General features: G+C 73.6%; 13 protein-coding genes and 1 tRNA gene. 1 reads left to right on the plus strand and 13 read right to left on the minus strand.

The genetic code is table 11. The features are described 5' to 3' along the window. Positions 1–27 precede the first annotated feature (27 nt). From FIC82_RS19220 to FIC82_RS19270, 11 genes are all read right to left on the minus strand, one after another. Positions 28–1,065: a CAP domain-containing protein gene (locus FIC82_RS19220; RefSeq protein ID WP_154799547.1), complete on the minus strand. Its 1,038-nt coding sequence runs from the start codon at positions 1,063–1,065 to the stop codon at positions 28–30. Positions 1,066–1,173: 108 nt separating this feature from the next. Then, complete coding sequence (locus FIC82_RS19225) at positions 1,174–2,166, minus strand: cation diffusion facilitator family transporter (protein WP_154799548.1); 993 nt, start codon at positions 2,164–2,166, stop codon at positions 1,174–1,176. 100 nt (positions 2,167–2,266) lie between these two features. Further along, positions 2,267–2,827: a monovalent cation/H(+) antiporter subunit G gene (mnhG, locus tag FIC82_RS21345; RefSeq protein WP_154799549.1), complete on the minus strand. Its 561-nt coding sequence runs from the start codon at positions 2,825–2,827 to the stop codon at positions 2,267–2,269. Continuing rightward, positions 2,827–3,234 carry an MrpF/PhaF family protein gene (locus FIC82_RS19235; protein WP_154799550.1) on the minus strand — a complete coding sequence of 136 codons (408 nt, stop codon included), beginning with the start codon at positions 3,232–3,234 and terminating at the stop codon, positions 2,827–2,829. The genes mnhG and FIC82_RS19235 overlap by 1 nt, the downstream gene beginning before the upstream one ends. After that, positions 3,231–3,830, minus strand: coding sequence for a Na+/H+ antiporter subunit E (locus FIC82_RS19240; RefSeq protein WP_154799551.1), 600 nt, complete (start codon positions 3,828–3,830; stop codon positions 3,231–3,233). The genes FIC82_RS19235 and FIC82_RS19240 overlap by 4 nt, the downstream gene beginning before the upstream one ends. Continuing rightward, entirely contained in the window at positions 3,827–5,416 is a 1,590-nt protein-coding gene (locus FIC82_RS19245; protein ID WP_154799552.1) for a Na+/H+ antiporter subunit D, read from the minus strand. The genes FIC82_RS19240 and FIC82_RS19245 overlap by 4 nt, the downstream gene beginning before the upstream one ends. Further along, positions 5,413–6,006 (minus strand): Na(+)/H(+) antiporter subunit C, encoded by a 594-nt coding sequence (locus FIC82_RS19250; RefSeq protein ID WP_154799553.1) that lies wholly within the window; start codon positions 6,004–6,006, stop codon positions 5,413–5,415. The genes FIC82_RS19245 and FIC82_RS19250 overlap by 4 nt, the downstream gene beginning before the upstream one ends. Positions 6,007–6,017: 11 nt before the next feature. Further along, a complete protein-coding gene (locus tag FIC82_RS19255) occupies positions 6,018–9,080 on the minus strand; it encodes a Na+/H+ antiporter subunit A (protein ID WP_168732129.1) in 3,063 nt (1,020 codons plus the stop codon). Between the two features lie 205 nt (positions 9,081–9,285). Further along, positions 9,286–10,359, minus strand: coding sequence for a hypothetical protein (locus FIC82_RS19260; protein ID WP_154799554.1), 1,074 nt, complete (start codon positions 10,357–10,359; stop codon positions 9,286–9,288). 59 nt (positions 10,360–10,418) lie between these two features. Further along, complete coding sequence (gene dcd / locus FIC82_RS19265; protein WP_168732130.1) at positions 10,419–10,994, minus strand: dCTP deaminase; 576 nt, start codon at positions 10,992–10,994, stop codon at positions 10,419–10,421. A 141-nt stretch (positions 10,995–11,135) separates the two neighbouring features. Then, positions 11,136–11,738 carry a TM2 domain-containing protein gene (locus tag FIC82_RS19270; protein WP_253691291.1) on the minus strand — a complete coding sequence of 201 codons (603 nt, stop codon included), beginning with the start codon at positions 11,736–11,738 and terminating at the stop codon, positions 11,136–11,138. A 153-nt stretch (positions 11,739–11,891) separates the two neighbouring features. Here FIC82_RS19270 and FIC82_RS19275 point away from each other — a divergent pair. Next, positions 11,892–11,962, plus strand: a tRNA-Gly gene (locus FIC82_RS19275). 80 nt (positions 11,963–12,042) lie between these two features. On the opposite strand, the gene FIC82_RS19280 is transcribed toward FIC82_RS19275, so the two are convergent. Then, positions 12,043–12,369, minus strand: coding sequence for a HepT-like ribonuclease domain-containing protein (locus tag FIC82_RS19280; protein ID WP_154799556.1), 327 nt, complete (start codon positions 12,367–12,369; stop codon positions 12,043–12,045). A gap of 29 nt (positions 12,370–12,398) precedes the next feature. After that, on the minus strand, positions 12,399–12,788 hold the full coding sequence (locus FIC82_RS21210; RefSeq protein WP_336240151.1) for a nucleotidyltransferase family protein: 390 nt from the start codon (positions 12,786–12,788) through the stop codon (positions 12,399–12,401). Positions 12,789–12,819: the final 31 nt, after the last annotated feature.

Consider the following 12,819-nt stretch of genomic DNA (forward strand, 5'->3'; position numbering starts at 1 on the left):
GGCGCGTGGCGCGGTCCGTGCTCGGCCTCAGCCCCAGCCGAAGACCTGGGTCCACACCCGGTCGGCGTACCCGATGCCGATCTCGCGCAGGTCGCAGTTGAGGATGTTCGCGCGGTGCCCCGGCGAGTCCATCCACGCGCGCACGACGTCCTCGGCGGTCGCCTGGCCCTTCGCGATGTTCTCGGCCCCGGGGTTGGTGTAGCCCTGCGCCTTCGCCCGGTCCCACGGCGAGCGGCCGTCGAGGCTCGTGTGGTCGAAGTAGCCCTGGGCGAGCATGTCCTCGCTGTGGAGCTGCGCGGCGGCCGTGAGCCGCTCGTCGACGACGAGCGGTCCGCAGCCTGCCGCGGCGCGCTCGGCGTTCGTGCGCTCGACGGCGGCCGCGCCCTCCGCGGTGATCGTGCCCGGGCCGCTGCGGGCCGCCGCGGTCGCGGGCGCCGGCTGCGGCGCGGGTGCGACCGCCGGCGGCGCGGTGGGCGTCTCGGCCGGGGCGGGGCCCGCGTCGGTCGCGGGCTCGTCCGCCGCTCCCCCGGTCCCGGGCTCTGCGGGTTCGCCTGCACCGGGGCCGGCCGCGGCGGCGTCCGGAGAGGTGGCGTCGGGTGCGGGGCCCGGTCCCTGCGGCGCCGTGCCCGGCGTCGCGCCCGGGACCTCGGCGGCGTCCGCCAGGTCTTCGGCCGTCCGGCCGTCGGCGAGCGTGCGGGACGACCGGTCGTCCCTGGGGTCACGCCCCTCGAGCCACGACGCGGGCGCGCTCCCCTGCCAGGGCAGCGCCGCGACCACGGGACCGAGCGGGCCGACGTGCTCGGGGCCGAGCTCGCCGGTCGCCGTCGCGATCATGACGCCCAGCGGCGGACCGAGCAGCAGCGCCGCGGCCGCCCCCGAGGCCACCGCGACGCGGGGCGCCGACCGCAGGTGCCGCGCGAACGGTCCGCTCCGCCGTCGGGCCGACCCGGTCGACGGGACGGTGGACGACGGGCCCGCGCGCCGTGACGCCTCGGGCCCCGGTCGCGACCGGGGCACCTCCGTGGCCGCTCCGGCCCGGTGCCGGGGCGTGCGCTGCGGTGCCATCGCTCGACCCTACCCACCCCGGCCGAGGATGTGTACCGCTTCGTCCGTTCTGCCCGCGGTCCCCTCCCGTCGAACCGAGGAACAACCCCGGGTTCGGCACCGTCCGGGTCAGGCGATGGACGGCTCCTCCGGGGCCGAGACCGTGAACACGGCGCCGGCGACGAACGGCACGGACGTCACCCGGCGCTCGAGGTCGTCGAGGCGGCGCGCGACCGACGTCTCCGGCTCGTCGCCGCGCAGGTCGACGCTCGCGACGAGGTAGAGCGCACGCGGGCCCACGTACTCCAGGCGCAGGTACGTGACGCGCTCGACCTCCGGGAGGTCCCGGATGCCCTGCAGGACGGCGGCCCGCGTCGCGGGCGTCGCTGCCTCGCCCACGAGGAAGCGGCGGTTGCGGTCGATGAGCACGACGGACACGACCGCCAGGACGACCCCGACGACGATCGAGCCGATCGCGTCCGGGACGGGCGAGCCCGTGATCTGGTGGGCGAGCACGCCGGCGAACGCGACGACGAGCCCGACGAGGGCGGCGGCGTCCTCGGCGAACACCGCCCGGAGCGTCGGGTCGGACGTCACGAGGACGTGGTGCAACGTGTCCCGGTCCGCGGCCCGGGCCTCGTCGCGCGCCTGCCGCCGGGCCCGCAGGAACGACACGCCCTCCAGGACGAACGCCAACGCCAGCACGGCATAGGCGACGAGGTAGTTGTCCGCCGGCTCGGGGTGCACGAGCTCCTGGATGCCGTGCGTGATCGACACCCCCGCGCCCACGGCGAAGAGCCCGATCGCCGCGAACATCGACCACACGTACGCCTCGCGGCCGAACCCGAGCGGGTGCTCCGCGTCGGCGGGGCGTCGCGAGCGCTTGTCGGCGACGAGCAGGAAGACCTCGTTGCCCGTGTCCGCCCACGAGTGCACCGCCTCGGCGAGCATCGAGGCCGACCCGGTGACGGCCGCGGCGACCGTCTTGGCTCCGGCGATCAGCGCGTTGGCGACGAACGCGACGACGACCGTGACGGTGCTCTCTCCGCCGTCGTCGGGCTTCGCGACGCGTGGGTTGCGCGACTCCGGGAGCGGCGGGGCGGGCGGGCGGGCGTCGGCCATGCTGCCGGTCTACCAGCCGGGCTCACGGCCCGCGCGCGGAGCCGGTGGCCTCGGCCCTCGGGAGCGCTCGCCGCTCGCGCGGCACGTCCCGTCGGGCGCGTCAGCGCTCCGAGGTCTCAGGCTCCGAGGGCCCGACGTCGCCGGCGGCCGTGTCGGCGGTGTCGGCCAGGTCGGCGTCGCCCGGGCCCGCTGGCTCGGCACCCTCGCGACGCACCGGCCGTTCGGCACTCCGGGCGCCCTCGCGCTCGCCCGCGCCCTCGCGCTCGCCGGAGTCCTCGCGCTCGCCGGAGTCCTCGCGCTCCGCCGCGTCCTGGTCGCGCGTGAGCTCGTCGACGACGAGCAGGTCGGTGCGCACCTTCCCCGTCCGGTACCCGGCGCGACCCACCATGTGCGCCGCGACGGGTGACGTGAGGAGCTGGAAGATCACGACGAGGAACAGGGTCGCGACGGCGCCCCACGACCGCAGGCGCAGGCTCAGCCCCGCGAGCACGAGGATGAGGCCGAGCACCTGGGGCTTCGTCGCCGCGTGCATGCGGGCCAGCAGGTCGGGGAAGCGGACGACGCCGACCCCCGCCGCGAACGCGAGGAACGCCCCGCTCAGGAGGAAGACCGCCGAGACGACGTCGGCCGCGGTGTCCCAGACGCTGGTCGCCGGTTCCATCAGCGCACCTCCCCCTCGGGCGTCGTGCCGTGGTGGTCGGCGTCCGACGCACCCTCGCGGTCCGCGTCCTCGGCCTCCTGGCGTGCGGCGTCCTCCGCCGCGATCTCGTCGGCCGTGCGGATGCGTCCCTCGTCCTCGGGCTCGACCGACGCGAAGCGCGCGATGGTCACGGAGCCCACGAACCCGACGAGCGACAGCACCACGAGGATCGGGATGGTGTCCGTGCGCCGCGAGAACGCGGCCTCGAGCGCGATCGCGCCGACGAGCGTGGTCGTGAAGACGTCGAGCGCGATCGTGCGGTCGAGCATCGTCGGACCACGCTCGGCCCGCACGGTCGCGAGGGTGGCCCCGGCCGCGAGCAGCGCGGCGGCCGCGATCACCACGACGAGGTAGACGGTGTCGCTCATGCCTCGGCCACCTCTCGCGCGGACGGGTCCTGGTAGAGGCCCGCCGCGCGCAGCTCGTCGTTGGAGGCGAACGCGTGCAGCACGCGCGCCTCCAGGTCGAGCGTGTCCTGACGGACCTTCTCCACGCCCCCGGCGGACTCCACGTCGAGCACGTGCAGGTAGAGCATCCCGGTGAGGCGGTGCGCCTCGACGACGAGCGACCCCGGCACGAGCGAGGAGAGCTCGGCCGTGATCGTCAGGTAGATGTCCGAGGGGTTGCGCAGCCGCACGCCGACGACCGCGCCGCGCGGCGTGTGGCGCGGCGTGAGCGCGAGCAGGCTCACCTGGAACGACGCGACGACGAGGTCGGCCACGAAGCGCGCGACGAGCACGGCGAACGGCCACGGCCGGAACTTCCCCCGTGCCGCGATCGACGGCAGCGGGAAGAACAGGATGACCGCGACGCCGAGCAGGACGCCCGCGAGGACGTTCCCCCAGGACAGGTCGCCCCAGAGCATGACCCAGACGATCGTCAGCCACAGGATCGTGCGCCACTGCGTGGTGACGCGCGAGAACCACCCGGACGCGAGGGCGCGACGGCGCCGGTGCAGGCTCATCCGTCCGTCCCCCCGCCCGTCTCGACGGCGTCGGCGTCACCGGTCGCGACCTCGACCGACTCGCCCTGCCCACGGTCGGAGTCGCCCGGGAACACGGCGTCGACGTACGTGTGCCCGTCGAGCAGGGTCGCGGCAGCGCGCTCGGTGTACGAGTAGAGCGGGCCCGCGACCACGGTGAGCGCGAGGCCGAACGCGACGAGCGCCGTCGCCGGCCCGACCATGCCGCGCGGGAGGCGCGTGTCCGCGGGGATCTCGACGGGCGCCGTCTGCCAGAACGCCTTGTTCCACGCCTTGACGATCGCGTAGAGCGTGAGCAGCGACGTGACGACCGACCCGACGACGAGCGCCCACGCGAGCGGGGTGCCCTGCGCGACGCCCTCCTCCAGGAGCCCGACCTTGCCGAGGAAGCCCGACAGCGGCGGGATGCCGGCGAGGTTCATCGCGGGGATGAAGAACAGGATCGCCAGGCCGGGCGCGAGCTTGGCGAGCCCGCCGAGCCGGTCGAGCGACGTCGACCCGCCGCGGCGCTCCACGAGCCCGACGACGAGGAACAGCGTCGTCTGGACGGTGATGTGGTGCACGACGTAGAAGATCGCGGCGGCCATGCCCGGCTCGGACGCGAGCGCGATGCCGAAGATCATGTAGCCGATGTGGCTCACGAGCGTGAACGACAGGAGTCGCTTGATGTCGTTCTGCGCGACGGCACCGAGGATCCCGACGACCATCGTGAGCAGCGCGAGCCACATGAGCACGTCGTCGACCACGCTGTCCTCGGGGAACAGCAGCGTCTGCGTGCGGATGATCGCGTAGACGCCCACCTTGGTGAGCAGGCCGGCGAACACCGCCGTGACGGGCGCGGGCGCGGTCGGGTAGGAGTCGGGCAGCCACGCGGACAGCGGGAAGATGGCCGCCTTGATGCCGAACGCGAGGAGCAGCAGGAGCTGGATGGCGAGCGCCGTGCCCGGGTCGATCTCGGCGTAGCGCTCGGAGAGCTGGGCCAGGTTGACCGTGCCCGTCGCCGCGTACGTCAGCGCGATGGCGACGAGGAAGACGATGGACGACAGCAGCGCCACGACGACGTAGATCGACCCCGCCCGGATGCGCTCGCCCGTCCCGCCGAGCGTGAGGAGCACGTAGCTTGCGGCGAGGAAGATCTCGAACCCGACGTAGAGGTTGAACAGGTCACCCGAGAGGAACGCGTTGAACACGCCCGCCGCGAGCACCATGAACGTCGGGTGGTAGATCGCGACCGGCGCCTCCTCGTCGCCGTCCGCGACGCCCTGTGCGAGCGAGTACAGCAGGACGCACAGCATGACGAAGCTCGACACGACGAGCATGAGGGACGAGAGCCGGTCCGCGACGAGGTCGATCCCGACCGGGGCCGCCCAGCCGCCGACGTCGACGACGATCGGGCCCGAGTCCGCCGCGACGAGGAGACCGACCGACGCCGCGAGGACGAGCGCGAGCGCGGCCACGGTGATGATCCGCTGCGCGCGCGGGTGGCGCCAGAGCGCGAGCGCGAGACCGGCCGCGACGAGCGGCAGGACCACGGGGAGCGGGACGAGCACCGCGGCGGTGAGGCTCATCGCGGCTCCTTCCCGTCGTCGCTGCGGTCGTCCGGTCGTGGGTGGTCCGGGCGGTCGCGCCGGGCGTCGCCGTCGTGCCCCGCGGTCCGGGGCGCCGGGGACGACGGCGGTTCCTGCCCGTCGGTGATCCCGTCGCCGTCGCCGTCGGTCTCGTCGCGGACCTCGGCGGCCTCGTCGTCCAGGCTGGCGCCGCTCTCCTCCGTGTCCGCGTCCTCGAACGCGGGGGCGTTGCGCGCGGCGTGCCGCGCGACGCGGCGGTCCTCGAGGTCGTCCTGCACCTCGTCGTGGCCGTGCAGCTGCCACGACCGGTAGGCCATCGCGAGCACGAACGCCGTGATGCCGAGCGTGATGACGATCGCGGTGAGCACCATCGCCTGCACGAGCGGGTCGCTCATCTCGTCCTCGGGAGTCGTACCGATGAGGGGCGCTCCCCCGGCGCGCCCGCCCGCGACGAGGAACAGCAGGTTCGCGCCGTTGCCCATGAGGATGAACCCGAGCAGGACGCGCGTGAGGCTGCGCTCGAGCAGCAGGTAGACGCCCGCCGCGAAGAGCACGCCGATCGCGAGCACGAGGACGACGCTCGGGGTCATGTCGATGACGTTCACCGGCGGCCACCCCCGATCGAGTCGGGCTCCATGGCCTCGAACGGCCCGGTGTCCTCGCCCGGCTCGCGCCCGGCGGCGGCGCGCTCGGTGTGCCGGTCGATCTCCGCCCCGAGGGTGCGCAGGATGTCGAGGACGAGCCCCACGACGACGAGGAAGACGCCGACGTCGAAGAACAGCGACGTGACGAGATGGATCTCGCCCACGAGAGGCAGCGTGATGTCGTAGGCGTCGCTGCCGAGTACGTTGCCGGTGAGCAGGAACGCGACGAGCCCCACGCCCGCGGACAGGAAGAGGCCCGTGCCCAGCAGCAGACCGGGGTGCACCGGCGCGGCCTCCCCGAGCTCGTACCGGCCGCCCGCGAGGTACCGCACGATGAGCGCGATCCCGACGACGAGCCCGGCCGCGAACCCGCCGCCCGGCGCGTTGTGGCCCGAGAACAGCAGGAAGAGCGCGAACACGATCATCGCGTGGAACAGCACGCGCGTGACGACCTCGAAGATCACGGAGCGTCTCTGGGGCGCGAGCGTACGGCCCGCGCTGAGCCAGACGAGCATGCGCGGCTGGTCCTTCTCGGTGACCCCGCGGCGACGGAGCGCGGCACCGGGGTCGTCACTCTCGCTCCACACGCCCGAGCCCGAGCCCGAGGAGGTCGTGGCGGGCCTGGCCCCCGACGCCCGCAGGATCTCGCCGCTGCGCGTGCGCAGGAACACGAGGGACGCCACGCCTGTGGCCGCCGCCAGGAGGACGGAGATCTCGCCCATCGTGTCCCACGCGCGGATGTCGACGAGGGTCACGTTGACGATGTTCTTGCCGTGGCCGTACTCGTACGCCTCGGCCGGGAAGTCGACCGAGATCGGCGTCGCGACCCGGGCGAGCGGTGCCACGACCGCGAAGCCCATCATGACCACGGCCACGGCCAGGCCGATGCCCAGGCGCACCCACCGGCTCGCGGCGAGCGGCCGGTTGGAGAAGTAGGCGGGCAGGCGGCGCAGCACGAGCACCATGACGACGAGCGTGATCGTCTCGACGAGGACCTGCGTGAGCGCGAGGTCGGGCGCACCGTGCAGGAGGAAGAGGACGGCGTTGCCGTACCCCGCGATGCCGACGAGGATCACGGCCTTGAGGCGGCGGCGCGAGCGCGCGGCGAGGATCGACGCGACGCTGATCGCCGCCACGGCGACGAGCTGCGCGGGCCGGTCCCAGGCCTTGAGCTGCTCGGGCCACGCCGTCTGCACGACCATGACGAGGCCCGGGCCCAGCACGAGGACGACGAGGATCGCGCCCAGGTAGAAGGGCAGCGAACCACGCTGCGTCACGGCCGTGACGTCGGCGGCGAGGTCGTCGAGCTTGCGCATGACCCTGCGGTAGGTGACGTCCGCCTCGGGCCCCGTCCACAGCGAGGCCTGGAAGCGCTCGACGCGCGCGCGCTGCCAGAACAGGACGACGCCGACCGCGAGCACGAGGACGGTGAGCGCGAGCGCGGGCGTGAACCCGGCCCAGAGCACGAGGTGGCCGGGCTCGCCCGCGGGGTACGTGTCCGCGTAGGGGGCGAGCAGGTCCTCGCCGAAGTGCGGCACGAGCGCCGTCGCGAGACCGAGGACGGCGAGCACGACGGCCGGCCCGACGAGCAGCACCGGCTGGCGGTGGATGCGGGCCGGGTCGATCTGCGGCTCCTCGGCCTCGACCGCGGGGCGTCGCGCGGCAGGGCCCCGCAGGTCCACGTGCTCGTTGGCGCGGGCCGGGTGCGTGCCCAGGTGCGGCTTGGACGCGAACGCGCCCCACCAGAAGCGCAGGCCGTAGGCGACCGTGAACATGGACCCGACGACGACCGACCACAGGACCACCGTGTCGACCCAGACCGGGCCCTCGCCGTGCAGCAGCGACTCGAGCGCGGCCTCCTTCGCGACGTAGCCCGCGAAGGGCGGCAGCCCGATCATCGACGCCGTCGCGAGCCCGCCCGCGACCGCCGTCCACGGCAGCGCCTTGCCGACGCCCGTCAGACGGCGCAGGTCGCGCGTGCCGGTCGCGGCGTCGACGACGCCGACCACGAGGAACAGCGACGCCTTGAACATCGCGTGCGCGCCGATCATCGCGAGCCCGGCGAGCGCGGCCCCGCGCGTGCCGAGCCCGACGAGCAGGATGATGAGACCGAGCTGGCTCACGGTGCCGAACGCGAGCACGAGCTTGAGGTCGTACTGGCGCAGCGCGCGGTAGCCGCCGACGAGCAGCGTGCCCGCACCGAGCGCGATGACCATGGTCCGCCACACGGTCGTGTCGGAGTAGGCGGGTGCGAACCGCGCGACGAGGTAGACACCGGCCTTCACCATCGCGGCCGCGTGCAGGTAGGCGCTCACCGGGGTGGGCGCCGCCATCGCGGCGGGGAGCCAGAAGTGCAGCGGGACGAGCGCGGACTTGCTCGCCGCCCCGACGAGGAGGCACACGATCGCGGCGGTCACGGCGCCGCCCGTCGGCGGGTCCGCGATGACCTCGGACATGCGGAACGTCCCGCCCTGCACCCCGAGGATCACGACCCCCACGAGCATGGCCAGGCCGCCCGCGGTGGTGAGGATGATTGCCTGCATCGCGGCGCGACGGCTCGCCTTGCGGTCGGCGTAGTGGCCGATGAGCAGGTAGGAGAAGACGGTCGTGAGCTCCCAGAACACGAACAGGAGCAGCATGTCGTCCGCCGTGACGAGCCCGACCATGGCCCCGGCGAACGCCGTGAGCACGCCGCCGAACCGGCGCAGACCCTGCGCGGTGGGCGAGAAGTAGGCCGAGCAGTAGACCAGGACGAGCGCACCGACACCGCCGACGAGCAGCAGCATGAGCCACGTCAGCGTGTCCATGCGGAAGGCGAGCTCGAGCCCGAGGCCGGGAACCCACTCGAGGACCTGCGTCGGGTGCTCCCCCGACATCACCCGGTCCGTCCAGGCGAGCGCGTACACGGCCGCCGACGCGGGCGCGAGCGCCAGCACGAGGAACGCCCGGCGGCCGAGGAACGAGACGAGTGCGGGCGCGCCCAGTGCCATCACGAGATGAGCAAGGAGCACGTAGAGCACGGGCCGCTCCGTCCGGGTCGGGGGCGGGGTGGGCGGGGTCGAGCGTCGAACCTGGTGAACTTGTCAGCACCGGCCGCCGACGGAGGGGAGCCGCGGGCACGACGGTGCACGGCGCCGGCGAGGCCGGGCCGAGAACCATTTTACCGACCGCTCAGCCGTGCAGCGGTCCCGTGGGTCCGTTCGTGACCGATTCCTCAGTCTCCCGTCACAGATCCTCGGGGTCCACGAGGAACTCGGCCTCGTCCGCGATCTCGCCCCCGACAGCGTCGTGCAGCGTGCGCACGACGTGCGCGACGACCTCCGCCGCACGCTTGCGCGCGACCTGGTGGTCGAGCGACGGCTGCTCCTGCTGCGACTCGACGAGGTCGCGCGGCTCCCACCGCACGCGGTAGCTCACGGCGCCGTCCACGGTCCACGGCAGGCCGCGCAGCAGGAGCGGCAGCGCCTCCTCGCCCCCCACCTCGACCGCGACGAGGCCGTCCATGCCGAGGTCGACGATCAGGCCGTAGCCGTCGAGGACGGCCCCCGTCGTGAGCGCCTTGATGTCGACGTCGTCCGCGGCGGCGTGGAGCGCGCGCCGCAGGGCGGGGTCCATCTTCTCCCCCGGGTACAGCGGGAGGTCGGCGATGCCCTTCGGGGGGCCCTCGTACGACTTCCCCTCCGTCGCGAGCCGCGTGCGGGGGTTCTGCCGGGCGACCAGTGACAGCGCGGCGTTCGGGTCCAGCCAGACGTCCGAGTACAGCGTCATGTCGACCGCGACGCCCGGGTCGGGCGTGAGGACGACGCCGGGGCCGGCGGGGTTCCCGACGTCGGTCCGCACGGACCCGCCGAGGCGGCGTGCCGCGGCGACGAGGAACGCGACCACCCGCTCCTCCTCGCGCACCGGGAGCCCGCCGGGGAACGCACGGCCGATCCCGTCGCGGTCGCCGCCGCCCGGGTAGGGGACGTCCCCGCGCTCACGCGGGCACACGACGTCGAACACGAAGGACGTGCCGGGCGGGAGCCCCGCCCCGGGGCCGGCGTACGGCCCGGCGAGCGTGGTGTGCCGCGACGTGCGCAGCACACCCGGCTCGCTCCCCGCGGCGGTGCGCGCGGGCGGCACGAGCGGTTCCGTGCCCTCCGGCGCGACGTCCCAGCGGGCACCCGCGAACCGGGAGAGCGCGAGCGTCTCGACCTCGTCGACGACGACGTCGGCCGGGAGCCCGAGCAGGTGCCGCGCCTGGTAGGACTGCGCGGCGCCGGGCCCGTCGGGGTGCGGCAGGGGCGGGAGCGGGCTCATGCTGTTCCTCGGGGTCGACGGGTACGTCCGGCTGCGGCGTCCGGCGCGGCGGGCCGCGCTCAGACGTCGGTGCGGTGGAAGCTCTGCCACGATCGGGAGGCCGTCGGGCCGCGCTGACCCTGGTAGCGGGAGCCGTAGACGCTCGAGCCGTACGGGTTCTCGGCCGGCGACGAGAGCCGGAAGAAGCACAGCTGCCCGATCTTCATGCCCGGCCACAGCGTGATCGGCAGCGTCGCGACGTTGCTCAGCTCGAGCGTCACGTGACCGGAGAAGCCGGGGTCGATGAACCCGGCGGTGGAGTGCGTGAGCAGGCCCAGGCGGCCGAGGCTCGACTTGCCCTCGAGGCGCGCGGCGACGTCGTCGGGCAGGGTCACCGTCTCGAACGTCGACCCGAGCACGAACTCGCCCGGGTGCAGCACGAACGGCTCCGCCGGGTCGACCTCGACGAGGCGCGTGAGGTCCGGCTGGTCCTGCGACGGGTCGATGAACGGGTACTTGTGGTTGTCGAACAGCCGGAAGAACCGGTCCAGGCGCACGTCGATGCTCGACGGCTGGAGCATCGCCGGGTCGTACGGCTCGAGCCGGACGCGCCCGGCGTCGAGCTCGCCTCTGATGTCACGGTCGGAGAGCAGCACGGGCCCACGCTAGCCGACGCCGGACCCGGCCCGGACCGGGTGCCGAACCCTGGATCCGTGCTCACCCCGCGCCGTCGAACCCCGGGGACACGGTCGGGCTCGCCGGGCGAACCGACCCGTGTCCCCGGGTTCGGCGAGGTGTCAGGCGCGCAGCGGGCGGCCCGTCGAGTCGACGGAGTAGTAGCCCGACTTCGAGGTCAGGTAGAGGATGCCCTCCACGAGGCCCCAGATCGCGATGACGGGCGCGGCGAAGCCGAACGACAGCACCGACACGAGCAGCATCGTCAGGCCGATGCCCGTGTAGCCCAGGTAGAACCGGTGGATGCCGAGGCTGCCGACGAGGATGCCGAGCAGGCCCGCGGCGAGACGCGACTTGGCCTGGGGGTCGTACGCGGGGTCGAAACCGGGCTGGCCGTACGCGCCGGGCTGCGGGTACCCCGGCTGGGCGTAGCCCTGCTGGCCGTAACCCTGCTGGCCGTAGCCCTGCTGCGGGTCGGCGCCGTACGCCTGCCCCTGCGGCTGGCCGTAACCCGCCTGCGCGCCCGGCGTCCCGTACGGCTGCTGCCCGTACGCGTCCCCGTAGCCCTGCTGCGGCTGCCCGTAGGCGTCCCCGTAGCCGGCCTGCTGCTGGTCGTAGCCCGGAGCCGCGCCCGACGGCGTCGCCCCGCCCCCGGAGACCGGGTCGCCCGGGGCCGGGCTCCCGTGCGCGGGGTCGGGCTGCTGCTGGTACGGGTTCTCGGACAAGGCTGCTCCTCGGCGTGCGCCGCACACGGGCGCGGATCGGGTCGTCGTGCGGTCGGGTTCTGGCATCACCGGCGACGTCCGCTATGATCGGGGCGCGCGCTGGTTCGCCGAGGATCCTCCCAGAGGGCACGGGGCGGACGCCACCAGCGCCGCGCGGGTGTAGTTCAATGGTAGAACTTCAGCTTCCCAAGCTGATAGCGCGGGTTCGATTCCCGTCACCCGCTCAGCGCTCGAGAGCCCCGCACCGTTCCGGTGCGGGGCTCTCGTCGTCGGTACCAGGATTCTTCCGACACGTGACGACGGCTCACGCGCGCGATCCTCCGCCGTTCTCCTCGCGAAGCTGGACGCACGCCGCCTCGAGCTGGGCGAGTGGTGCCCCGATCGTGGCCCGGACGATCTGCGCGTCCAGCTTGTAGTCGTGGTGGCCGATCAGGTCACGCATTCGCGCGATGTCTGACCACGGCACCTGGGGCTGCCGAGCCGTCGTCTCCGTGGAGACCGCCTTGACGGACTCGCCGATGACGAAGACCCAGTACTGGATAGCGGCGACCACCACCTCGTCGCACGCGTCGGAACCGACGTCCTTCGCGAGCCGTTCTGCCCGCCGGATCGCTGATACGGCGGCGAGCACGTCGTCGAGCCGTTCCGCGTCCCCCCGACTCACAACGACACCGCCTGAGCGAGCGCGGACTCCGCCACGTGGGGCGCCAGCGCGTCGACAGGGACGACGTCGACCTGCTCGTCGAGGAGGTCGGACAGCTCGTCGGCGAGATGAGCGACAGGCAGGAGCCCCAGGCGACGGACGTCGAGGTCCACGAGGACATCGACGTCGGAATCCGGACCGTCCTCACCCCGCGCCACCGAACCGAAGATCCGGACGTCGGTCGCCCCGTACCGTCGTGCCGCCGCGAGGATCTCCTGCCTGTGACCCGCGGGTCGACAAGGTCTGAGCGGCCGAGCGGGTGAGAGGTAGCAGAGGTGGCGACAGCCCACCCGATGAAGCCGGCGGTCCCCCGACGAACGGGGTCCCGGCCCCCTCTCGAAACCCACAAAGAACGGTAAACCTCGTGGGGGTATCAGC

Origin of the sequence: Cellulosimicrobium protaetiae (assembly GCF_009708005.2) — a bacterium.
In the GTDB taxonomy this organism is placed as follows: domain Bacteria; phylum Actinomycetota; class Actinomycetes; order Actinomycetales; family Cellulomonadaceae; genus Cellulosimicrobium; species Cellulosimicrobium protaetiae.

What these genes read in the sequence shown, in the direction of transcription:
- FIC82_RS19260 (WP_154799554.1), bottom strand. Translation starts at nt 10,359, where the DNA reads ATGAGCCCGCTCCCGCCCCTGCCGCACCCCGACGGGCCCGGCGCCGCG.
- FIC82_RS19240 (WP_154799551.1), bottom strand. Translation starts at nt 3,830, where the DNA reads ATGAGCCTGCACCGGCGCCGTCGCGCCCTCGCGTCCGGGTGGTTCTCG.
- FIC82_RS19235 (WP_154799550.1), bottom strand. Translation starts at nt 3,234, where the DNA reads ATGAGCGACACCGTCTACCTCGTCGTGGTGATCGCGGCCGCCGCGCTG.
- mnhG (WP_154799549.1), bottom strand. Translation starts at nt 2,827, where the DNA reads ATGGAACCGGCGACCAGCGTCTGGGACACCGCGGCCGACGTCGTCTCG.
- FIC82_RS19220 (WP_154799547.1), bottom strand. Translation starts at nt 1,065, where the DNA reads ATGGCACCGCAGCGCACGCCCCGGCACCGGGCCGGAGCGGCCACGGAG.
- FIC82_RS19250 (WP_154799553.1), bottom strand. Translation starts at nt 6,006, where the DNA reads ATGACCCCGAGCGTCGTCCTCGTGCTCGCGATCGGCGTGCTCTTCGCG.
- FIC82_RS19225 (WP_154799548.1), bottom strand. Translation starts at nt 2,166, where the DNA reads ATGGCCGACGCCCGCCCGCCCGCCCCGCCGCTCCCGGAGTCGCGCAAC.
- FIC82_RS19245 (WP_154799552.1), bottom strand. Translation starts at nt 5,416, where the DNA reads ATGAGCCTCACCGCCGCGGTGCTCGTCCCGCTCCCCGTGGTCCTGCCG.